The sequence below is a fragment of the Agrobacterium sp. lyk4-40-TYG-31 genome (assembly GCF_030209855.1).
Taxonomy (GTDB): domain Bacteria; phylum Pseudomonadota; class Alphaproteobacteria; order Rhizobiales; family Rhizobiaceae; genus Agrobacterium; species Agrobacterium vaccinii.
Window position 1 is genome coordinate 366,122 of the sequence record NZ_JARVRE010000003.1, and the last position, 19,918, is coordinate 386,039.

The 19,918-nt window shown below is 57.1% G+C and carries 21 protein-coding genes; 9 read left to right on the forward strand and 12 right to left on the reverse strand.

The genetic code is table 11. The features are described 5' to 3' along the window. Window positions 1-2 precede the first annotated feature (2 nt). Entirely contained in the window at window positions 3-791 is a 789-nt protein-coding gene (locus tag QRN55_RS04850; protein ID WP_284775296.1) for an SDR family oxidoreductase, read from the forward strand. Between the two features lie 90 nt (window positions 792-881). On the opposite strand, the gene QRN55_RS04855 is transcribed toward QRN55_RS04850, so the two are convergent. The 4 genes from QRN55_RS04855 to QRN55_RS04870 form a co-directional block, all read right to left on the reverse strand. Further along, window positions 882-1,064 carry a hypothetical protein gene (locus QRN55_RS04855; RefSeq protein WP_112497991.1) on the reverse strand — a complete coding sequence of 61 codons (183 nt, stop codon included), beginning with the start codon at window positions 1,062-1,064 and terminating at the stop codon, window positions 882-884. A 152-nt stretch (window positions 1,065-1,216) separates the two neighbouring features. Then, complete coding sequence (locus QRN55_RS04860; protein WP_284775299.1) at window positions 1,217-2,578, reverse strand: enoyl ACP reductase FabMG family protein; 1,362 nt, start codon at window positions 2,576-2,578, stop codon at window positions 1,217-1,219. Window positions 2,579-2,781: 203 nt separating this feature from the next. Next, a complete protein-coding gene (locus QRN55_RS04865) occupies window positions 2,782-3,300 on the reverse strand; it encodes a 2'-5' RNA ligase family protein (protein WP_284775301.1) in 519 nt (172 codons plus the stop codon). Between the two features lie 33 nt (window positions 3,301-3,333). Continuing rightward, window positions 3,334-4,497 carry a GAF domain-containing protein gene (locus QRN55_RS04870; protein WP_284775303.1) on the reverse strand — a complete coding sequence of 388 codons (1,164 nt, stop codon included), beginning with the start codon at window positions 4,495-4,497 and terminating at the stop codon, window positions 3,334-3,336. Between the two features lie 241 nt (window positions 4,498-4,738). On the opposite strand from QRN55_RS04870, the gene QRN55_RS04875 reads away from it, so the two are divergent. Next, window positions 4,739-5,002 carry a hypothetical protein gene (locus QRN55_RS04875; RefSeq protein WP_233137290.1) on the forward strand — a complete coding sequence of 88 codons (264 nt, stop codon included), beginning with the start codon at window positions 4,739-4,741 and terminating at the stop codon, window positions 5,000-5,002. Here the strand turns inward: QRN55_RS04875 and QRN55_RS04880 are convergent. Continuing rightward, window positions 4,999-5,907, reverse strand: coding sequence for a LysR substrate-binding domain-containing protein (locus QRN55_RS04880; RefSeq protein ID WP_284775306.1), 909 nt, complete (start codon window positions 5,905-5,907; stop codon window positions 4,999-5,001). The genes QRN55_RS04875 and QRN55_RS04880 overlap by 4 nt on opposite strands. Before the next feature lie 106 nt (window positions 5,908-6,013). Between QRN55_RS04880 and QRN55_RS04885 the strand changes: the two genes are divergently transcribed. Next, entirely contained in the window at window positions 6,014-7,030 is a 1,017-nt protein-coding gene (locus QRN55_RS04885; protein WP_284775308.1) for a YeiH family protein, read from the forward strand. Between the two features lie 33 nt (window positions 7,031-7,063). Here QRN55_RS04885 and QRN55_RS04890 read toward each other — a convergent pair whose 3' ends face one another. Genes QRN55_RS04890 through QRN55_RS04900 form a run of 3 tightly spaced genes read right to left on the reverse strand, consistent with a single transcriptional unit; the run spans window position 7,064 to window position 9,638 of the window. Further along, window positions 7,064-7,591 carry a flavin reductase family protein gene (locus tag QRN55_RS04890; RefSeq protein WP_284775310.1) on the reverse strand — a complete coding sequence of 176 codons (528 nt, stop codon included), beginning with the start codon at window positions 7,589-7,591 and terminating at the stop codon, window positions 7,064-7,066. Further along, window positions 7,591-8,481: an aldo/keto reductase gene (locus QRN55_RS04895; protein WP_284775311.1), complete on the reverse strand. Its 891-nt coding sequence runs from the start codon at window positions 8,479-8,481 to the stop codon at window positions 7,591-7,593. The genes QRN55_RS04890 and QRN55_RS04895 overlap by 1 nt, the downstream gene beginning before the upstream one ends. Further along, window positions 8,481-9,638: an LLM class flavin-dependent oxidoreductase gene (locus tag QRN55_RS04900; RefSeq protein ID WP_284775314.1), complete on the reverse strand. Its 1,158-nt coding sequence runs from the start codon at window positions 9,636-9,638 to the stop codon at window positions 8,481-8,483. Before QRN55_RS04900 ends, QRN55_RS04895 begins: the two co-directional genes overlap by 1 nt. A gap of 101 nt (window positions 9,639-9,739) precedes the next feature. Between QRN55_RS04900 and QRN55_RS04905 the strand changes: the two genes are divergently transcribed. The 6 genes from QRN55_RS04905 (at window position 9,740) to QRN55_RS04930 (ending at window position 16,981) form a co-directional block, all read left to right on the forward strand. Beyond that, window positions 9,740-10,444: a GntR family transcriptional regulator gene (locus QRN55_RS04905; RefSeq protein ID WP_284775316.1), complete on the forward strand. Its 705-nt coding sequence runs from the start codon at window positions 9,740-9,742 to the stop codon at window positions 10,442-10,444. A 209-nt stretch (window positions 10,445-10,653) separates the two neighbouring features. After that, window positions 10,654-11,727 (forward strand): ABC transporter ATP-binding protein, encoded by a 1,074-nt coding sequence (locus tag QRN55_RS04910; protein ID WP_284775318.1) that lies wholly within the window; start codon window positions 10,654-10,656, stop codon window positions 11,725-11,727. A 59-nt stretch (window positions 11,728-11,786) separates the two neighbouring features. Beyond that, window positions 11,787-13,022, forward strand: coding sequence for an ABC transporter substrate-binding protein (locus tag QRN55_RS04915; protein WP_065701330.1), 1,236 nt, complete (start codon window positions 11,787-11,789; stop codon window positions 13,020-13,022). A 118-nt stretch (window positions 13,023-13,140) separates the two neighbouring features. Continuing rightward, window positions 13,141-14,076, forward strand: coding sequence for a carbohydrate ABC transporter permease (locus QRN55_RS04920; protein ID WP_502871287.1), 936 nt, complete (start codon window positions 13,141-13,143; stop codon window positions 14,074-14,076). A 5-nt stretch (window positions 14,077-14,081) separates the two neighbouring features. Continuing rightward, window positions 14,082-14,936, forward strand: coding sequence for a carbohydrate ABC transporter permease (locus QRN55_RS04925; RefSeq protein WP_111838683.1), 855 nt, complete (start codon window positions 14,082-14,084; stop codon window positions 14,934-14,936). A gap of 53 nt (window positions 14,937-14,989) precedes the next feature. Next, window positions 14,990-16,981 (forward strand): alpha-glucosidase, encoded by a 1,992-nt coding sequence (locus QRN55_RS04930; protein ID WP_284775324.1) that lies wholly within the window; start codon window positions 14,990-14,992, stop codon window positions 16,979-16,981. 94 nt (window positions 16,982-17,075) lie between these two features. Here the strand turns inward: QRN55_RS04930 and QRN55_RS04935 are convergent, their stop codons facing one another. From QRN55_RS04935 to QRN55_RS04950, 4 genes are all read right to left on the reverse strand, one after another. Then, window positions 17,076-17,315, reverse strand: coding sequence for a hypothetical protein (locus QRN55_RS04935; protein WP_111838681.1), 240 nt, complete (start codon window positions 17,313-17,315; stop codon window positions 17,076-17,078). A gap of 133 nt (window positions 17,316-17,448) precedes the next feature. After that, window positions 17,449-18,318, reverse strand: coding sequence for a D-psicose 3-epimerase (locus QRN55_RS04940; RefSeq protein ID WP_284775326.1), 870 nt, complete (start codon window positions 18,316-18,318; stop codon window positions 17,449-17,451). An 11-nt stretch (window positions 18,319-18,329) separates the two neighbouring features. Beyond that, window positions 18,330-19,013, reverse strand: a complete 684-nt coding sequence (locus QRN55_RS04945; protein WP_284775328.1) for a nucleoside/nucleotide kinase family protein — start codon at window positions 19,011-19,013, stop codon at window positions 18,330-18,332. A gap of 56 nt (window positions 19,014-19,069) precedes the next feature. Next, window positions 19,070-19,918 carry a sugar phosphate isomerase/epimerase family protein gene (locus QRN55_RS04950; RefSeq protein ID WP_284775329.1) on the reverse strand — a complete coding sequence of 283 codons (849 nt, stop codon included), beginning with the start codon at window positions 19,916-19,918 and terminating at the stop codon, window positions 19,070-19,072.

The window sequence follows — 19,918 nt, forward strand, 5'->3', positions numbered from 1 at the left end:
CCATGTCCAACATCACGCTCAACGCGCCGAAACTCTTCGATCTCTCGGGCCAGGTTGCCCTCGTTACCGGTGCCGGTTCGGGCATCGGTCAGCGCATCGCCATGGGTCTTGCGCAGGCTGGTGCAGACGTCGCGCTGCTTGATCGTCGCACGGATGATGGTCTGGCACAGACGGCGGATTTCATTGCCAGGGCTGGCCGCAAGTCTATCCAGATCGCAGCAGACGTGACCAGCAAACAGGCGCTGAGCGATGCCGTCGCTCGGACCGAAGCCGAGCTTGGTGCTCTGTCGCTCGCCGTCAATGCTGCCGGTATCGCCAATGCCAATCCGGCAGAGGAGATGGAGGAAAGCCAGTTCCAGACGATGATGGACATCAACCTGAAAGGTGTGTTCCTCTCCTGCCAGGCCGAGGCACAGGCGATGTTGAAACACGGTCGCGGCGCCATCGTCAACATCGCCTCCATGTCCGGTGTCATCGTCAATCGCGGGCTGATGCAGTGCCATTACAACGCGTCGAAGGCGGGCGTCATCCACATGTCCAAATCCATGGCCATGGAATGGGTCGGCAAAGGCTTGCGCGTCAATACCATCTCCCCCGGCTACACGGCAACGCCGATGAACACCCGCCCGGAAATGGTGCATCAGACCAAGCTTTTCGAAGAACAGACGCCGATGCAGCGCATGGCCAATGTCGACGAAATGGTCGGCCCTGCGATCTTTCTTCTGTCCGATGCAGCAAGCTTCGTGACAGGCGTCGATCTCTTGGTGGATGGCGGTTTTTGCTGCTGGTAAGAAACTCGTCGCAGCAGTCCAACGATAAAAAGCCTGCCGTGGTTTTATCCTCGGCAGGCTTTCTTTTTATTTTGAAGTTGGTTCGGCGGCTCAGCCGGAGCCGGGGTTCACGTCATCTGCGCCGTCTTCCGGCAGCGATCCAGCACCCGGCGTCTTACTCTTATCCGTCAGATGGCTCTTGGCATGGGGTCCTGCGGGTGGATTGTCCACCACAGGTGCCGTCTTGTCGTCTTTGCCTTCGACTGAATCTCTGGCTTTATCGTCCTTGCTCATGTCGGCACTCCCTGCGTTAGTTGCAGTGCAAACGCGGAGCTGTGTATCGAAGTTCCGCCGGGTCACGGCGACCCGGTTGAGACAACGGTTCAGAAAAGCAAAATGGCGGCTTCTTTCGAAACCGCCACTCAATTCAGGATATCCGTTGGCCGTTATGCCATCTCGGTTGGTGATGCCACGGCTGCGGATGATGCCGCCTGTCCGCGTTTGGCGTTCAACTGACGGGCAACGATGTCGTGGTTCAGCCACTGCACCGGACCTGCAGGGTTCGAGGAGTTGCCAAAAATCAGCTGGCCGGTTGCCTCGACCACGAGGCTGCTCAGCACGTCGCTGATCATCGCCTTGTTGTCGCGGTGCATCTGGGTGATTTCATTGGAGGTGCCAATCGTCAAATCGGCCTGATCCTGACTGTTAGGCATTGGCCATGCGGTAAAATCGTAGAACGGGCGCATGACGTCGCTCGCCTGCATGTCCTTGATCTTCTGCAACACGTCTTCCATGGTGAAGCCGTCTGCAAGAAGGTTCTGGCAGGTCTGCCACTGCTCGTCCACCCAAGCGCCGCCGTTCTCTTTCTTGAGAGCCAACAGCAGAGGGATCAGTGGAAGCTCGATGCCGGTGAAGACATCGGAGGAATTCGTGCGGATTTCAGGGCAATTGTAGACGGTGGCCTTTACGCCTTCCGCCCAAGCTTCGCCTGCTATCTTCTCCAACCGCATCTTGGCGTAGCCCTGCGTGTAGTTTGTGTAGGTCTGCCAACGATACTCGCCGTCGATCAGGATCGCCGTGCCGTGGTAGCCATAGGCGGTGTAACGCACCTGGTTTCCACCAGCTTCGACACGGCTGCGGATGGCAGCGCTGTGGTCGATCAGATGGCGGAAAGTGATGGCAGACACTTCATCGAAGTTCTGAAGGATGAGCTTGCCCATATCGCTGTCGAGCAGCGTCTGCGAGCACATGTGGCGCGCGCCGCGACCCTTGTAGATGCGGTTTGCAACGGCCAGAAACACCTTGGCCTTGGGAATGCCGCCAGCCATGGTGTGGGCGAACAGCACGTTGCGACCCTTGGGGATCATGCCGTCCAGAATGGACATGACTTCGGTCAGTGCGCCAGTGAAACGCGCCGTTGCCAGGTCACGACATTGCTTGATGTAGTCCCAGTCCAGCTTGTCGTTCTGCCAGCTCTCAAGCGACATCTTCGCCACGAGATCGGTCGGTGTCGGGCCGCCTTCAGGAGCATCGAGATCGAAACCGGCCATCAGCGGCACATTGATGATCTTGCCACCAAGCCGTGCTTCGGCTTCAGAAAGTTCTTCGGCAGTCAAAGGGCGCAGATTGTTGTTCTCGTCACGGCGACCAACGGTGATGCCGACGATATCCATGCCAGCAGCGCGCGCTTCGTCCAGAAGGCCTGTCGCATAACCGCGGCCAAACAATTCGCCGAAGAGGACGAAAACATCGCCTTCGCGAAAAAGGCTGTTTTCGGAACGCTGCTTCAATGCAAGCGGATTTTCCATGGTCTCAGCTCTTTGTTACATCAGTTGTTATGTGTGCTCCGCAGAGCTTTGATAATCACATGCCCTTATGGGGACGAAATAGGAAGTCATATTAAGTGACCAAATGTATCAGAGCGTGAGCTTTGCCACTGAAAACGCACCAATCTAAAGCGTTTTCCGCCAGATCGAAGCATTTCGATGCCGAATTGCCGAAGATGTGTCTCTTAAGCAGCGCCATTAAATGCTGTGAAAGCCGCGTGTTCCCACGGACCATCCATATATCGCCAGAGATCGAGCCCAACGATTCGCACGTCTTTCGGCGTAAAATCGGCTTGGAGTTGGTGATAAAGCTCGTCTGCTTTCGCCTTGGGCACCTTGTTTTGTATGGTAATATGCGGCTGCCATTTCTGCATATCCTGCCCGCCAAGCCACGATGCGAATGCCTGCCTGAGGCTGGCGCGGATATCCCAGAGTTCCCGACTTGAGATCGTAAAAGCAACGCCCGCACCCAGGTGACGGATGCCAGCGACCTGCGCCAAAAACTCCTGATGTCCGGTTGCCACCTCGGCCAGATGCTCGCCGATCCGCTCGACATACTCTCCGGGCAGGCGGTGAAACATCGTCAGGTGAGCCCGCAAGACGTTCCTATTAGGCGGAAAATGAGTTTTCCGAAGGCGATCGAAGTGCTCGAGATCGTCGTCGGCAAGCTTTGCGGTAAGGATAAGTGGCTGTCGGGTCTTCACGTCCTATCGACTCTCCCGTGTCCGTTCGGTCGTTTACGAGCCGACGCTGTCCAATGGAAGATCGATGGTAACCACCAGTCCCTCTGTCGCAAACTCCCGCTCTATCCGACCAAACAACTGCGATTCGATGGTTCTGGCGACCATGCGCGAGCCAAATCCTTTGCGCGTGGGGATATCGGTGATCGGTGGACCGCCGATTTCGCGCCAGACGATGCGCAACCGTTCATCATCCTGCTCACAGCTGACTTCGATATAGCCTTCCGGTAACGATAGCGCGCCGTATTTCGCTGCATTCGTCGCCAGTTCGTGGATGACGAGTGCAAGTGACGAGCTGCATCGATTGCCGATGGCAACAGGCGTGCAGGTCAGCAATATCTGATTGTCGTGCCGCTTGAAGGGAGACAACAATGCGTTCAGTAGATCCGCGAGGCCGTCGGGTCTTGCCACCCCAGCTTCCTCATCACCGATGATAAAGTCATTGGCAGCGCTCAGTGCCTGAATGCGGCCCGTGACATTGCGCACGAATGTATCGAGATCGCTCTCCGTTCGTGAGGAAATCAGCAAGAGGCTAGAGATGACCGAGAAGACATTCTTGATACGGTGTGCAAGTTCCCCCTGCACGAGTGCGCGCTGCTCGTCATAGCGCGCCAGTTGCTCCACCTGCGCCCGAAGGCCAATTTGCTCTTCGACTAGCCTTGCAAAGTCGCTGAGAATATCCTGCTCATGCTCCGTCCAGACGCGTGGCTTTGTGTCGATGGCGCAGAGCGAACCCAGCACATGTCCGTCAGTATCCAGCAAGGGCATGCCCAAATAGGCGTGAACGCTCAGATCGGGGATCGCCAGATTGTCGCAAACCAGGGGCTCGACCACGGATTCATTGATCACGAGCGGTGACGCGCGCTCCACCACGTGCTGGCAGAAGGAGTGGGTGAGGGGCGTTTCCCGCGCGCTTCTCCAGGGCTCGGGCAATCCGTGAATGCTTTTGAAAAACTGCCTGTTGGTATCGACGAGAGAGACGAGACACACCGGGACGTTTAGCGTCTTCGCCACGAGCCGTGTCAATCGGTCGAACCGTTCCTCGGCGCCGCTATCCATCAGCTGCGTCTGGTACAGTGCCTCGAGCCGAGGGCGGTCTGCCAAACCGACGGGCAGGGTGCCATCACTCAACCGGGTATCCGCAACGTTATCATTCGCCAATGTTCATCTTCCAGTTTCTCCGCAGACGATCAGGGTCCGGGATAATGCAATGCGGTATCTTGGCACCGAAAGCTATAATGACTTGCAGGGCCTTACCGTTGCATAAGCTTTTGAAGTTTCGCATCCCTTCCAAACTGGCGGCCCATTCGTTATGAATCTGGCATCAAGATTTACGACTGTGCAGCATGTAAGTATTCATCTGCGGCGAATTTACAGTCGCGTGTCACGCCCGGAGAAGACGATGTCGAAAAAACAAAAGCTGGAACATTCCGAATTCTCCGGTGAATTCGAAGATGATGGCATCACCGTCCTCGTCGATATCTTCCGGCCTGCGGGCACCAATAATGACTGGATAATGGAAGTCGTCAGCGAAGAGGAAGACGTTACCACTTGGGAAGAGCCCTTCGCAACCGACAAGGACGCCTGGGAAGAGTTTCTCGCCACATGCGAGAAGGATGGCATTCGCAGCTTCCTGACGGATGAAGACGACGTCGCCGTGCATTAAAGCTCCGGCTTCAACTCGCGATCATCCGCCTGGTTGCAAATGTCGAGTAGCGTCAGTGCAGCCTTGCTGGCATGACGTTCCTTGTGCCTCAAAAGGCGGAATTCGCGGGCTGGTGCGGGGAAATCCACTTCGCATAGCCTGCCGCTTTCGATGAATTGCTGTGCGGCAAGACGGGAAACCGCGGCTGCACCGCTGCCCGCCAGCAGTGCGCAGAGGATGGATTCATTCGATGGCAGGACCAGCACGATGTTGAGCGTGCCGACCTTGATACCCATATCGTTCAAGGCTTCCTCAAAGGCAGAGCGGGTGCCGGAACCCACCTCACGCATGACCCAGTGACCTTCCCTTATGTCATCGACTGCAAGTGCCTTTTTGTCCGCCCAAGGGTGCGAAGGGCCGACGACGACGACGAGTTCGTCGCGGGCGACGATTGAGGACGCGAGCGCGGGCTCATCGAGTTCGCCCTCCACGAGACCGATATCGGCTTCGCCGCTGATGACCGCGTCCGCCACCGTGCGTGTGTTGCCGATGGTCAATCCCAACTCTATGCCGGGAAACCTGTTGTGAAATTCCATCAGGCGCGGCGGCAACCAATAGCTGGCTATGGTTTGGCTGGCGAAGACATTGAGCGACCCTCGCTGCATGCCGCCAAGCTCGCTGAGAATAAGGTCCACCGAGCGCGACCGTGCCAGAAGCTTTCGCGCCTCATCCAAGAAGATGCGCCCTGCCGCAGTCAGCTCGATGCGCCGCCCGATCCGGTGAAACAGCTCGATGCCATAATGCTGTTCGAGATTGCGGATGGATGCGCTGACGGCTGACGGCGTCAAGTGGATTGCAGCGGCGGCTTTCGTGAGATGCTCACGTTCGGCGACGGCGACGAAAACTGAAAGTTGTTCGAATGTCATGGGAAATCGTTCTGTTTTTCCGAATAAAACGTAGAATTATATTCGATGGAAGTAAATTAAATTAGATGAAAAAACTGTTCTGACATATTAGCAGAGACATTCCATCATGAGTTTTCTCCAATCCTGCCGGGTCCTACCTGGCCTTGCCATCTGCACCGCTGTCGCAGGTGTGGCTTACGTTGTTGCGCGCATACAGCATGCCTTTCTCGGAGCGGGTCTGTTGGAGCCCCTGGTGTTTGCGATCATCATCGGCATCGCCATCCGCACCCTTTTTTCTGAACGCTCATCGTGGAAGCCCGGCATTGGCTTCAGCTCCAAGACATTGCTGGAAATCGCCATTGTCCTCCTTGGCGCGTCGATCAGTTTTGCCACGATCCGGGATGCGGGCCTGACGTTGATCATTTCGGTCGCCGCCATCGTCACCCTGTCGATCTATGTCAGCTTCGCGGTAGCCAGACTGCTGGGCCTCTCGCCCCGGCTGGCCATGCTGATCGCCTGCGGAAACTCGATCTGCGGCAATTCGGCTATCGTCGCGGTAGCACCTGTCATCGAGGCTCATTCCGATGAAGTTGCCTCGGCGCTTGCCTTCACCGCAGTTCTCGGCGTCGCCTCCGTCCTCCTTCTTCCCCTTCTTTATGTTTATGCGGGTCTTGGTGCTGCACAATATGGCGCGCTCGCTGGCATGACGGTCTATGCCGTTCCGCAGGTTCTGGCCGCTGCCGCACCGGCGGGTCTGGTTGCGGTTCAGACGGGTACGGTCATCAAACTCCTGCGTGTCCTCATGCTCGGACCGGTCATTTTTACGCTGGGCATTCTTCAGGGAAAGGCCGCCCGACGTGAAGGTCGCACGACCAGTTCCGGTAAACTCGTGCCATGGTTCATCATCGGCTTCATGCTTGTCGTTGTCGTGCGATCGCTTGGTCTTATTCCGCTCGATCTCGTGACCATCCTACTGACGATCTCCAGTGGGCTGACGGTTATCGCGATGGCAGGGCTTGGACTGTCGGTCGATATTCGCACCGTGGCAAGTGCTGGCGGGCGCGTTATCCTTGCGTCTTCGATTTCGCTGTTGCTGCTCATAGCGCTGAGCTACTTCGTGGTCATCGCGGCGCTTCAGACGTAAGTAGCTGAAAGGCCGAGAATGGGTAGTCGCATCTCAGGATGCGACTGCGAACCGTCCCATTGCTCCGCGTGCGAAGCACAGCGGTTCTCCGTCGCGGTGGGCAGCGCGAAGTACGCGGCCGAGCAGGATCGAATGATCTCCACCATCATAGACCGATGCGCGCTCGCATTCGAAACGGCTCAAGGTGCCGGGTATGATCGGAACGCCTTCCGGGTTCATGTCCCAGGCAAATTCTTCGAAGCCAAGGCCACCGCGCGTAAACCGGCTGCTCAACTCGCCCTGATCAGCGCCCAGCACGTGGATTGCGAAATGCGTGGCGCCAGCGAAGAGATCATGCCGCGACGACGTTTTGGCCGGAGACCACAGGATAAGCGGCGGATCAAGCGACACCGATGAGAAGCTGTTGACGGTCATGCCGATCGGCCCGTCAGGCGTCTGCGCTGTTACGACCGTGATGCCGGTAGGGAAATTGCCAAGCGCGGTGCGAAAACTGCGGGTGTTTGTCGCGTCTGGAACGAACACGTGTTCGTTATGGGACTGCATGCTGTTAAGCGATGTCATCAGGGCACCTCGTGGCCTTTTGCGAGCGTGTAGAGTTCGAACCACATCTGCCTGTCCATAGTGACCTGGCTTGCCTGCGAAATGGCGGCGATGCGCTGAAGATTGTTGGTCCCGAGCACGGGCAGGATTTTTGCCGGATGGCGAAGCAGCCATGCGATGGCGACTGCGGCAGTGTCGACACCCTGATCCCCGGCGATTTTCGCCATGGCATCGGCTACCGCACCGCCTGCGGTCATCAGCGCGCCGCCACCCAGCGGCGACCATGCCATGACGGCAAGGTTGCGCTCCTGAAGATAGGCGAGATCGCCGTTCGTGAAGGCCGAGGTTTCAGCGAGGCTGAGCTCGATCTGGTTGGTCACCAGCTCGTTTTCCATGTGCGTCTGCAACAGGGAAAAGTCCCACGGGCGGAAGTTGGAAACACCGACGCTGCGAACTTTGCCAGACGCAACCAACGCATCGAGCGCAGCACCGGTTTCATCCGGGTCCATCATCGGATCAGGGCGATGGATTAGTAACAGGTCGATGTGATCGGTCGCCATGTCGCGCAGCGATGCCTCGACGGAAGCATTGATGTGCTCTGCGGAGGTGTCGTAATGCTTGACGCGAGCTGCGGAGTGCCGACCAGCTGGAGCGACGATGCCGCATTTCGTGACGATTTCGACCTTGTCGCGCAGCGATGGTGTAGCTTTGAAAACTTCACCAAGAATGGCTTCTGCCGTGTAGCCGCCATAGATATCGGCCTGATCGAGCGTGGTGATGCCCTGTGCAAGGCAGGCTTCGATCTTGGCGTGAACATGCTTCGCAGATGTATCAACGTCATCGCCAACACGCCACATTCCGTAGACGATGCGGCTCAGCGACAGTTCGGGTGTGATTTCGATGCGGTCCATCAGTGACGGTCTCCGTTTCCAAGAGGTGTTGCGGGTGTCGCTGCGGGCACACGCCCGTGGACATGCGGCAGAGAACAGGTCTTCAATTGCGGCAGGACTTTGCTGCCGAAATGTTCGGCCTCATTCAGATGTGGGTAGCCGGATAGGATGAAGGCGCGAATACCCATCTTCTGATACTCTTCCAACTTGCTCAAAACCTGGTCGGTCGAGCCGACAAGTGCTGCGCCGCAGCCCGAGCGGGCGCGTCCGATACCGGTCCAGAGGTTCGGCTCGATATAGCCGAACTTGTCAGCGAGTTCACGTGCTTTGGCCTGATGCGCAACGCCGAGCGAGATGCTGTCATGGGCACGATTACGGATCAGCTGGCCGTATTCGTCATCCAGTTTCGAAACAAGATGTTCGGCGTATTCCTGCGCTTCTTTTTCTGTATCCCGGACGATCATATGAACGCGCAGGCCGTAATCGAGCGTTCTGCCATGCGCTTCGGCGCGGGCGTGGACGGCACGCATGCGCTCGGCAAGCTGGTCCTTGGTTTCGGGCCACATCAGATAGACATCGCACTGCGCACCACAAAGCTCCAAAGCATCGGGAGAATAGCCGCCGAAATAGAGAAGGGGCCCGCCGTTCTGCTGATAGGGGCGGGCGGGTTCGGTCGAAACGCCCTTGAACTGGTAGATTTCCCCATCGTGATCGATGGTCTCGCGGGTCCATGCCTGACGCAGGATTTCGACCACTTCGTGGCTGCGCTTGTAACGATATGCACTGTCTGCGACCTCGCCCGGGAAATCCGAGCTGATGACGTTCAGCGTCAGGCGACCCTTGAGCATATGGTCAAGCGTGGCCACGGTGCGGGCCAGCATGATGGGCTGCATTTCGCCACAACGGATCGCAGCCAGCATATTGATCTTGTCGGTAATCGGCGCGCAACCTGCAACGAAGCTCAGCGTATCCTGTCCGACCTGATAGGAGGACGGGCACAGGATATTGCGAAATCCAAGCTCTTCGGCCTTTTTGACGATTGCGGAACAATGGTCCCAACTGGAGCGCAAAGAGCCATCGGGAACGCCAAGATAGGCGTAGTCATCGGAGCACAGCGCCGAAAACCAGGACACCTCAGCGGCATCCAGATCAGCAGATGTTACGGGAACAATCGTCATGAAATCCTCCTCACAGGACGTTGCTCAATTAACTAACATCAGGTATTGAGTAAATCAATAATGTATCAATTATTTCTCCCGCGCAGAGGAAGGCGTTGAAAATGCGGAGTTCCAAAGGAAGTTTGCCGGTGTATCTCCAGATTGCGGAGACACTGGTGCGGGACATTACGGCCGGTCGGTTGATCGATGGAGAAAAGCTTCCGCCGGAGCGTGAGATGGCGACAACGCTGGGAATTGCGGTTGGAACGCTTAGAAAGACGCTAGCCGAACTCCACACGCGCGGACTGCTGGAGCGCATTCAGGGATCAGGCAATTACATCCGCGCGGTTACCGATCCGAAAAGCGTTTATGCCATGTTTCGCTTGGAGCTGGTGGCGGGCGGCGGCTTTCCGACGGCGGAAATTCTGAGCGTCAGCCGCGAGGTCAAGCCTGCGGCATTGCCAGCCTTCGGCGCGTCGCAGGAAGGCCACCGCATTCGTCGGATTAGGCGCATTGCCGGACAGGTTGCGGCGATTGAAGAAATATGGCTCGACGGTTCCTACATCGAAAGGGTCGCAGCCGAGGATTTGTCGGAATCGCTCTATCTCTATTATCGCACGCGTCTAGGGCTATGGATCGCCAAAGCGGAAGACCATATCGGCCTCGACCATGTGCCGGATTGGGCACCGGAGGCGTTCGGTCCGAAACTCGGGCAGCCGGTTCCCCACATATTGCGCGTCAGTTATTCCCATGAGGGCGCGATGGCCGAGGTTTCACACACGTGGTACGATCCGAATGTTGCCCGTTACGTCAATCGCCTCAAATAGATTTTGCGCGAGGCCTGGAAGTGGTCAGTATCATTTGTCCTATCCTGTATTTTAAACGAAATCAAAATTCTCTTTAGAAATCAAAACTTAGATTTCAATTTTAAACGGAATAAATTAAATTGATACACCATTGATTTCCTTAAATCCTTGCGTATGCTCAATTCCAGAGGAGCCCGGAGCATTGTCGCCGAGGGTTGGGTGATTAAGAAATGGCATCAGTTAAGCTTACCACGCTCGAGAAGAGTTATGGCGCATTGCGCATCGTCAAGGGTATCGATCTGGAGATCAACGACGGGGAGTTCGTTGTTTTCGTCGGTCCTTCCGGCTGCGGAAAATCCACGACCTTGCGCATGGTCGCCGGTCTTGAAACCATCACCGGCGGTGAGGTGAAGATCGGGGATCGCGTTGTCAACCGGCTGGCCCCGCGTGAGCGTGATATCGCCATGGTCTTTCAGGATTACGCGCTTTATCCCCACAAGACCGTGCGGGAAAACATGGGTTTCAGCCTCAAAGTGCGGGGTATCGCGGCAGGCGAAGCGGCGGCCCGTGTCGATGACGCCGCCAATATGCTCGGCATTTCCCATCTGCTGGATCGACGGCCCGGACAATTGTCGGGTGGCCAGCGCCAGCGCGTGGCCATGGGCCGCGCCATCGTGCGTCGCCCGCAAGTGTTTCTGTTCGATGAGCCACTGTCGAACCTCGATGCCAAATTGCGCGGGCAGGTTCGCACCGAAATCAAGAAGCTGCATCAAGCTTTGGGGACGACGATCATCTATGTCACCCACGACCAGGTCGAAGCCATGACCCTTGCGGACCGTATCGTCATCCTGAAGGGCGGCGAGATCGAGCAGGTCGGAACGCCAGACGAGGTCTATAATCATCCAGCCAGCGTGTTCGTTGGCGGTTTCGTTGGTTCGCCAGCCATGAACTTTGCGAAAGCCAAGGTAGAGGGCGGCAATCTGGTTTTTTCCAATGGCGATAGCCTGCCGGTTTCGGCAATCCGCTCGTCGGGTCAGGCCGGTGCCATCGACGGACGAAATGTCATTGTTGGCATTCGCCCGGAACATTTCAGTGCAGATGCATCGCAGGTGTCATTGACCTGCCAGGTTCAGGTTGTCGAACCGCTTGGCTCCGATACCCTCGTTCATTTCGCCATCGGTGGTGAGACGTTGACGGCGCGCATGCCACCGGAAACGCGGATCAAGGCGGGCGAGACATTGAAAATCGGCGTAGACCCCGCAAAAATTCATCTCTTCGACGCAGAAACAGAACGCGCAATTTAAGCGGCAATACGTGCGGGGGAACAGGACCGCGCGAAACAAACATCAAACGGGAGGAAATAATGACGTTTACGAAATTCACCGGCGCACTCTTCTGCGGCACGATGCTGGCCTTCGCCATGCCAGCCGCTGCCGAGACGACATTGAGCATCTACATTTCCAGCCAGCACCAGCCACAGGTCTGGCGTCAAGCACTCGACAAATACGAAGCCGCCAATCCTGACGTGAAGGTCAAGATCGAGACCGGCGGCAATACATCCGAAGCGCAGGCGCAGTATCTCAATACGGTCATGTCGGCGAAGGATACCTCTCTGGACGTGCTCATTCTCGACGTCATCCGCCCTGCACAATTTGCAGCGGCTGGCTGGACAAGCGATTTCGCAGATAAGGACATGTCGGCTTACCTGCCAGCCTATGCCGGTGCCAATACCGTCGATGGTAAAGTCATCGCCCTGCCAGCCTTCGCGGACTCGCAATTCCTCTATTACCGCAAGGACCTGCTTGAAAAATACGGCATTCAGCCACCGAAGACTTGGGATGAGTTGAAGGCTGCTGCCAAGAAGATTTCCGAAGGTGAGGGCAATGCCAATCTTCAGGGTCTATCCTTCCAAGGCAAAGCGATCGAAGGCGCGGTCTGCACCTTCCTGCTGCCTTACTGGAGCCAGGGCAAGAACCTAACCGAAAACGGTAAACTGACCTTCGACCGCGATGCCGCGATCAAATCGCTGAGCCTCTGGAAGAGCTTCGTTGATGATGGCGTTTCGAAGAAGAACATCGCCGAAGTCGGCACGGATGATACCCGCAAGGAATTCCAGGCTGGTAACGCCATCTTCGCAGTCAACTGGTCCTACGCCTGGGCGCAGGCTCAAGGCAAGGAATCCGCCGTTGCCGACAAGGTCGGCGTTGCGCGACTTCCCGCCGTGACAGGTGGCGAGCAGGCGACCTGCCTTGGCGGCTGGGAATGGGGCGTGTCTGCCTATTCGCAGCATCAGGATGAAGCCAAGAAGCTCGTGGAATACCTGTCCTCTCAGGACGTTTCCAAGTTCATGGCCATCAACGGTTCGCTTCTGCCGACCTATGCCGGTCTCTATAAGGACGCGGATGTTCTCAAAAGCGCACCATGGTTTGCCGACGCACTTCAGGTCGTGGAAACCGCCAAGCCTCGTCCTGTGACCCCGCGCTATAACGAAGTCAGCGAAGTCATCCGCACCACGGTGAATTCGGTTCTGGCAGGCGTGTCCACGCCGGAGCAGGGTGCCGACCAGATCGAAGCCCGGTTGAAGCGCATTTTGCGCTAAGCTGCGACATGTCTCTCCTTCCTGCTTTCGGGGAGGGGAGACCTTCTCTCAAAATGGCCTGCCCTCTGGAGGCGACTCTGCATCGCCGCCAGAACTTTCAATGTCTCGGAACGAAGCCATGGCAATGACGACCCCATTCAAAACCGGTGATGATCAGTCGGCACCATCGCCAAGCTGGACGCGGTGGCTCGACCTCAGCGACCGTTCGCTGGCGGTCCTGCTTCTGGCACCAGCAGCACTGCTTCTGGCGTTGATCATCGTCTATCCGGTGTGCCGGTTGATCTATACGAGCTTCTTCAGCCTGTCCCTGACATCAGGGCTGCCTGCCGCCTTCGTTGGCTTTGAAAACTACCAGCTGATGATCGAAGACCCGGTGTTCTGGGAAACGACGTGGAATACGGTTCTGATCACCCTGATCACGGTGCCCGGTGCGCTGTTTGTCGGCCTTGGCCTTGCCCTGATGGCGAACCTGCCTTTCGGCATGCAGTGGCCCGTTCGTCTGTCGCTACTGATCCCCTGGGCGCTGCCTCTATCCTTTGCAGGCTTGATCTTCGCCTGGTTCTTCCATTCTGAATACGGCGTCGTCAACGATGTCCTCAACCGCTTCGGCTTTGAAGGCATCATCTGGTTCAATTCTCCCAACTGGGCCTTCGCCGCCATCTGCCTCACCATCATCTGGAAGACATCGTCTTTCATGGCGCTGATCATTCTGGCCGGTCTGCAAACCATTCCGCGCTCGCTGTATGAAGCTGCAGATGTGGACGGTGCGGGGCGGCTTCGGCAGTTCTTCGAGATCACTCTGCCGCTGCTCAAGCCTTCGATTGTCGTGGCCCTGATTTTCCGCACCATCACAGCGCTCCAGACTTTCGACATTCCCTACATGATGACGGGCGGCGGGCCGGGCACATCGACTGCAACGCTTGCCATGTATATCCATCAGAACACCGTGTCGTTCCTCGATCTCGGCTATGGCTCGGCGCTCGCCGTCGTGATGTTCGTGATGTCCATGTGCGTCACGGCCGTCTATCTGCGCATGATCAGGACGAAGGAATAATCGCCATGACCACGCAAACCGCTTCCGGCTCCATGTCCTTTCTCTCCGGCAAACCGCTGCGTTTCATCGCCGCCGGCATTCTGCTGATCAACGGCCTGTTTCCAGCACTGTGGATTCTCTTCACATCGCTGAAAACAGAAGCGGAACTCACCGCAAAGCCTATTACCTGGATACCGCATGCGCCGACGCTGCAAAACTACATGCAGGCATTTTCGGACCAGCCGCTGCATATCTTCCTGTTCAACAGTTTCATGGTGGCACTGCTTTCGACGGCGCTGACGTTGCTGGTCTCGGTCCTTGCGGCCTATGCGCTGGCGCGGCTCAATCTTGCCTATCGCGGGCTGATCCTGTCGCTGATCATTGCTGTCTCCACCTTTCCGCTGGTTACGCTTCTGGTGCCGCTGTTCGAAATCATGCGCGCCCTTAATCTCCTCAACACTTGGATTGCGCTCGTGCTGCCCTACACGGTGCTCAGCCTGCCGGTGTGCACGCTGATGCTCGTCTCTTTCTTCGAGGGTATTCCGCGCGATCTGGAAAACGCCGCCATGATCGATGGCTGCACACGAATGGGCGCTCTGTTCAAGGTGGTGGTGCCGCTTTGCGCGCCCGGTGTCTTCACTGCCGGTATCCTTGCCTTCGTCAATGCTTGGGACGAGTTCTTGTTGGCGTTATCGTTCAACTCCAATCCATCCTTGCGCACGCTGCCCGTCGGCATCCAGCTTTATCAGGGCGAGTTCGCGTTCCCCTGGCCGGTCATTTCCGCGGCGCTTGTCGTCGGCATCGTACCGGTCGCCATTCTCATCGTCATTTTCCAGGAGCGTGTCGTTTCCGGCCTGACGGCAGGCGGCATTAAGGGATGAGCGGGTTTGCGCTGCGACCGAACTGAAAATCAAAGACGTTGAAAGACAGTGACATGAAATTCGAACAGACCGAGACAGGCTTTACGCTGTCTTTGAATGGCCGCGCGATCCTTGACCATAGCGATACATCGCCTGCACTCTTTGTCGGCTATGGCGAAGAACGCATGGATATGTACCGTGGCAACTTCGAAATCGAAGATTATGTCGTCGAACGCCGTCCGCTGGCCCATGCCAAGGTCGAAGGCGACCGCGTCCTGCTCTCCGACGCAGAGGGACAATCGCCCCGTCTCATCCTGACCGTCGTTGATAATGCCATCGAGCTCGCAGCGACTGATCCCAAGCTCAACCGCCTCTGGGTCCGTATTGGAGCGGACGAGGACGAGCATGTCTGGGGCGGTGGCGAGCAGATGTCCTATTTCGACATGCGTGGACGCCGTTTCCCGCTCTGGACGTCCGAGCCCGGTGTCGGCAGAGACCCGACGAGCGAAATCACCTTCAAGGCCAACGTCAAAGACAAGGCCGGTGGCGATTACTTCAACACAAACTATCCCCAGCCGACCTATGTCTCGTCGGCGCTCTATGCGCTGCACGTCGACACAACGGCCTATTCCGTCTTCGATTTCCGACAGAAGGCCTTCCACGAAATCGAGATATGGGCGATCCCCGAGCGTATCGAACTCTTTGTCGCAAACACCTTCGTGGACTTGGTCGAGACGCTGTCCTCACGCTTCGGTCGCCAACCGCCCCTGCCCGATTGGGTCTATAATGGTGCTATCATTGGTCTGAAAGACGGCGCAAATTCCTTCACTCGCCTTGAGACGATGCGAGCCGCCGGTGTGCAAGTCTCCGCGCTCTGGTGTGAGGACTGGGTCGGGCTGAGACAAACATCCTTCGGTTCCAGATTGTTCTGGGACTGGCAGGCAAACGAGACACGCTACCCGGGACTGCGCCAAAAAATCAGCGAACTGCACGACAGCGGCATTCGCTTTCTGGGCTATGTGAACCCCTATCTTTGCGTCGATGGTCCGCTATTTGAGATCGCAGACAAGGCTGGCTATTTCGCCACCGATGGTGCGGGAAAAACAGCGCTGGTGGATTTCGGCGAATTCGATTGTGGTGTCGTCGATTTCACCAATGAGGCCGCAGCCGAATGGTTCGCAGAAGAGATTATCGGTAAGAACATGCTCGACTTCGGTCTTTCCGGCTGGATGGCGGATTTCGGGGAGTATTTGCCCATCGATGTCCACCTGTCGAACGGGATCGATGCCAAGCTAATGCACAATGCCTGGCCGACCCTCTGGGCTGAGGTCAACGCCAAGGCCGTTGACTCGCGCGACAAGACCGGTGACGCCTTGTTCTTCATGCGGGCAGGCTTCACGGGTGTTCAGAAACATTGCCCGCTCCTCTGGGGCGGTGACCAATCGGTCGATTTCTCACGCCATGACGGGCTCGTCACCGTCATCTGCGGGGCACTGTCATCAGGCCTGCTGGGCAATGCCTACCATCATTCCGATATCGGCGGTTACACCAGCCTGTTCGGTAATGTTCGCACACCAGAGCTTTTGATGCGCTGGGCGGAAATGGCGGCGTTTACGCCCGTCATGCGTAGTCACGAGGGAAATCGCCCGCGTGAGAATGCCCAGATCGATCAGGACCCGGAAGTCCTTGCGCATTTTGCCCGGATGACACGCATTTACAGACATCTAGCGCCCTACCTCAAGTCTCTCTCGGCAGAGGCGGTAGAACGGGGCTTGCCGGTGCAACGACCGCTCTTCCTGCACTATCAGGAGGACCGCCAGACCTACACCATTCAGGACAGCTACCTTTACGGTGCCGACATGCTCATAGCGCCGGTATGGCAAGCCGCGCAGGAAACACGATCCGTCTATCTTCCAAAGGGTGAGCGCTGGGTCCACGTCTGGACGGAAGAGGTTTTCCAAGGCGGTCAAGAGGTAGAAGTGGCAGCGCCAACAGGCAAACCCGCCGTGTTCTACCGAGCAGGCTGCACGGACGAAACGCTTTTTGCCGGTCTGCGAAATATCTGAATACAATGAAAAATCCCGCAGCTCGAAACTGCGGGGTACACGTCTGATGTTTCATCATGATAAGGCGACGACTGTGTCGCCTGGTCAGCTCGCGTCAGGCCGAAAACTTGACGCTGACGCCGCGCTGGCGAAAATACGCCTGCATCAACTTGCGTCCCTGTCGATTGCCATGCGGCAATCTGGCCGGATCGAACACGGCTTCTTTGACGCCCTCGCGCGCCAATGCGAGCTTAAGGGCTGCAATATGTTCATCGATCCCGGCATTATCGGCATCGAGCGATTCGTAAATCTTGCCAGTTACCTCGGCCACGGTCTGTTCGCTCACGGTCTTCATCCTTCACTCTCTGAACCGGAGCGATACCACACATTGTTTCGCCGCAAAACATGTCGAAAGCGAGCGAGTAAACTTTTTGGCCATGATCGTGCCCGCAACCTTATGCGCTGCGAGCACCATAGATAGTGGGCTTTCAACCACCCAGAACGAAACGGGAGAATGCGAGGGAATTTCGCGCATCCTCATCCATTTTCGCCACATCTGCGCCTTCGCTCAGGTCTCGCCAAACCCTGATATCAGAGCCGATGGTTCCGCCGGTTTTGACGAAAGGCTCCATGACGACGACACCGTTGTAGTTGATTTCGCGCAGTGCCGCGCCAATCTCGTGCCACGGCATTCTGCCTTTTCCCGGTACGCGGCGATTGCTTTCGCCGGTGTGGAAGTGGCCGAGCAGCGGGCCTGCGGTGCGGATCGCATCGCCGAAGCTGTCTTCCTCGATGTTCATGTGGAACGTGTCGAGCATCACCTTCACATTCGGCTTGCCAACCTCGGTCACGAAGGCAACACCTTCGGCTGCCGTGTTGAGCACGTGGTTTTCGAAGCGGTTTAGAACTTCGATGCACAGATTGATGCCGAGATTGTTGGCAAAATCGGCGATGCCGTGAATGCCTTCCACGCCACGCGCGCGATCTCCTTCCTTGTCCACGGGCTGGGAGTAATCGACCGGCCAGTAGGAATGAAGCGCGCCGCCGATGGTCTTGATGTCGAGCTTGGCGACATTCGTCAGCGTCTTCTCAAAGAATGCCTTGCCCGCTTCCCGTACAGCGACATCGGGTGATGACAGGTTCTTCGTCTTGGACGGACCAATGCCGGCCGTCAGGATAATGCCATTATCCCCAGCGCTCTGCTTGATCGCGGCGAGGTCCGCATCGCTATAGTCGTTGATGTGATGGGCAGCGACTTCGATGACATCGAAGCCAAGCTTGGCGACCTTCTCGATGTAAGGGCCGAATTTTGCGCTCCACTCATGTTCCCAGTAGGAATAATAGATACCGTGTTTCATCTGTGCCTCTCTCAATCGACGTGTGTCTTGATGATGGTTGTGGGTCTGCCCGGATTTTTCACCCTGAGATCGGGTTTCAGGCTGGTTGAAGCGACCAGAAGCCCGTTCGGAAGATCGTTTTCCTCGACCTTGCGGGTAATTTCGGCGTCATCCATATCGAAATTCTGCCAGCGCTCCCGAAGCCGTCGGCGCAGATCATCCTCGTCGACATCGACGAAAACGGTGACATCGAAGATCGGCTTCAGACGGCTCCAGGGCGACTGGCTTGCGAGGAGATAATTTCCTTCGCATACGATGATGTTGACGGATTGCGGGACCAGCCGCCCGCCTGCGCGGGCAATTTCGATGGCGCGGTCGAAGACCGGCACGGCAACGACATCGTCCTCGTTGCGTTTCAGCCGCTCCAGCATGTGTCGCAGGCCATGCACGTCGAAGGTATCGATGGCGCCTTTGAACTCACGGCGGCGCATCTCTTCCAAAACGGCATCGTCATAGTGATAGCCATCCATGGGAAAAAGAGCCGCGCACACTCCGGCTTCTTCGTTCAGAACTTCAACCACACGCTCGGCGATGGTCGATTTGCCGGAACCGGGCGCACCGGCAATCGCAATCATCAGGCGCCGCCCGTTTTCCTGCTGGAAACGCTGAAGGCTCAGTGCGGCGATCTGTTGCGCGTTGTCATCGATTGTACTCAAGGTGCATCTCGTTGCATGAATGAAGATGTGGACGTCTAGACAAATGGAAAGGCGGTTCAGAACAGTCTGTACTGGTCTGCCTTGTCGCGGAGGAACGGCAGTCCCTTTTCCAGCACCTCTTCAGCGCTGCGGGCAACGGGGCGCCAGGTCGAGATTGCGCCTGCCATTTCGACCGGCATGCCCGCGAAGCTTTCAAGCACCAACAGGCCTTTGAAATCGATGGCTGACAGCGCTGCAAAGACTTCATTCCACGCCACATTGCCAAAGCCCGGGGTGCCCCGGTCGCTTTCAGACATGTGCATATATTTCAGGTGATCGCGGGCAGCGATGATGCCGTTGCCCATCCCCTTTTCTTCCATGTTCATGTGAAACGTGTCGAGATGAACGAAGATGTTGTCCATTCCAATGCGCTCCACCAAAGCGACGGCCTGCTCTGCGGAATTGATCAGATGGCTTTCATAGCGGTTCACCGCTTCGATACCGAATTTCAGGCCCAGCGTTTTGGCGTGTTTTGCAGCAGCACCCAGCGCGCGGGTGAGGTTGTCGTATTCGGCTTGCGTCGGCAGTACGCCGGTGCGTTCGTTCGTGCCGCCGAAGGTGACACCTGTCAGCGCCTCGGCACCCATTTCCGACGCCTTGTCGAGCGCCGATTTGAGATGCTCAATCGCAGCATCGGGACGGACGGATGCCCACGCCGGTTCCGGTAGCACCAGCGAGCAAGTGGCACGCAGGTCGTGCTTTTCCAGCAAGGCACGGCTGTGTTTCGTATCGACCGAGGCAATGTCGATCAGTGGTATTTCGATGAAATCCTGGCCGTAGCGTGCAGCGCCAGCAATTGCCCGCTCTGCACCCGCGTGGTCCCACACCGTGGACCACATCATTGCGTGAACACCAAAACCTTGCAC

Coding starts and splice junctions, on each gene's coding strand:
- QRN55_RS04855 (WP_112497991.1), bottom strand. CDS start 1,064: ATGAGCAAGGACGATAAAGCCAGAGATTCAGTCGAAGGCAAAGACGAC.
- QRN55_RS04920 (WP_502871287.1), top strand. CDS start 13,141: ATGGCAATGACGACCCCATTCAAAACCGGTGATGATCAGTCGGCACCA.
- QRN55_RS04885 (WP_284775308.1), top strand. CDS start 6,014: ATGAGTTTTCTCCAATCCTGCCGGGTCCTACCTGGCCTTGCCATCTGC.
- QRN55_RS04860 (WP_284775299.1), bottom strand. CDS start 2,578: ATGGAAAATCCGCTTGCATTGAAGCAGCGTTCCGAAAACAGCCTTTTT.
- QRN55_RS04915 (WP_065701330.1), top strand. CDS start 11,787: ATGACGTTTACGAAATTCACCGGCGCACTCTTCTGCGGCACGATGCTG.
- QRN55_RS04905 (WP_284775316.1), top strand. CDS start 9,740: ATGCGGAGTTCCAAAGGAAGTTTGCCGGTGTATCTCCAGATTGCGGAG.
- QRN55_RS04890 (WP_284775310.1), bottom strand. CDS start 7,591: ATGACATCGCTTAACAGCATGCAGTCCCATAACGAACACGTGTTCGTT.
- QRN55_RS04940 (WP_284775326.1), bottom strand. CDS start 18,318: ATGAAACACGGTATCTATTATTCCTACTGGGAACATGAGTGGAGCGCA.
- QRN55_RS04910 (WP_284775318.1), top strand. CDS start 10,654: ATGGCATCAGTTAAGCTTACCACGCTCGAGAAGAGTTATGGCGCATTG.
- QRN55_RS04895 (WP_284775311.1), bottom strand. CDS start 8,481: ATGGACCGCATCGAAATCACACCCGAACTGTCGCTGAGCCGCATCGTC.
- QRN55_RS04930 (WP_284775324.1), top strand. CDS start 14,990: ATGAAATTCGAACAGACCGAGACAGGCTTTACGCTGTCTTTGAATGGC.
- QRN55_RS04900 (WP_284775314.1), bottom strand. CDS start 9,638: ATGACGATTGTTCCCGTAACATCTGCTGATCTGGATGCCGCTGAGGTG.
- QRN55_RS04925 (WP_111838683.1), top strand. CDS start 14,082: ATGACCACGCAAACCGCTTCCGGCTCCATGTCCTTTCTCTCCGGCAAA.
- QRN55_RS04875 (WP_233137290.1), top strand. CDS start 4,739: ATGTCGAAAAAACAAAAGCTGGAACATTCCGAATTCTCCGGTGAATTC.
- QRN55_RS04850 (WP_284775296.1), top strand. CDS start 3: ATGTCCAACATCACGCTCAACGCGCCGAAACTCTTCGATCTCTCGGGC.
- QRN55_RS04935 (WP_111838681.1), bottom strand. CDS start 17,315: ATGAAGACCGTGAGCGAACAGACCGTGGCCGAGGTAACTGGCAAGATT.
- QRN55_RS04880 (WP_284775306.1), bottom strand. CDS start 5,907: ATGACATTCGAACAACTTTCAGTTTTCGTCGCCGTCGCCGAACGTGAG.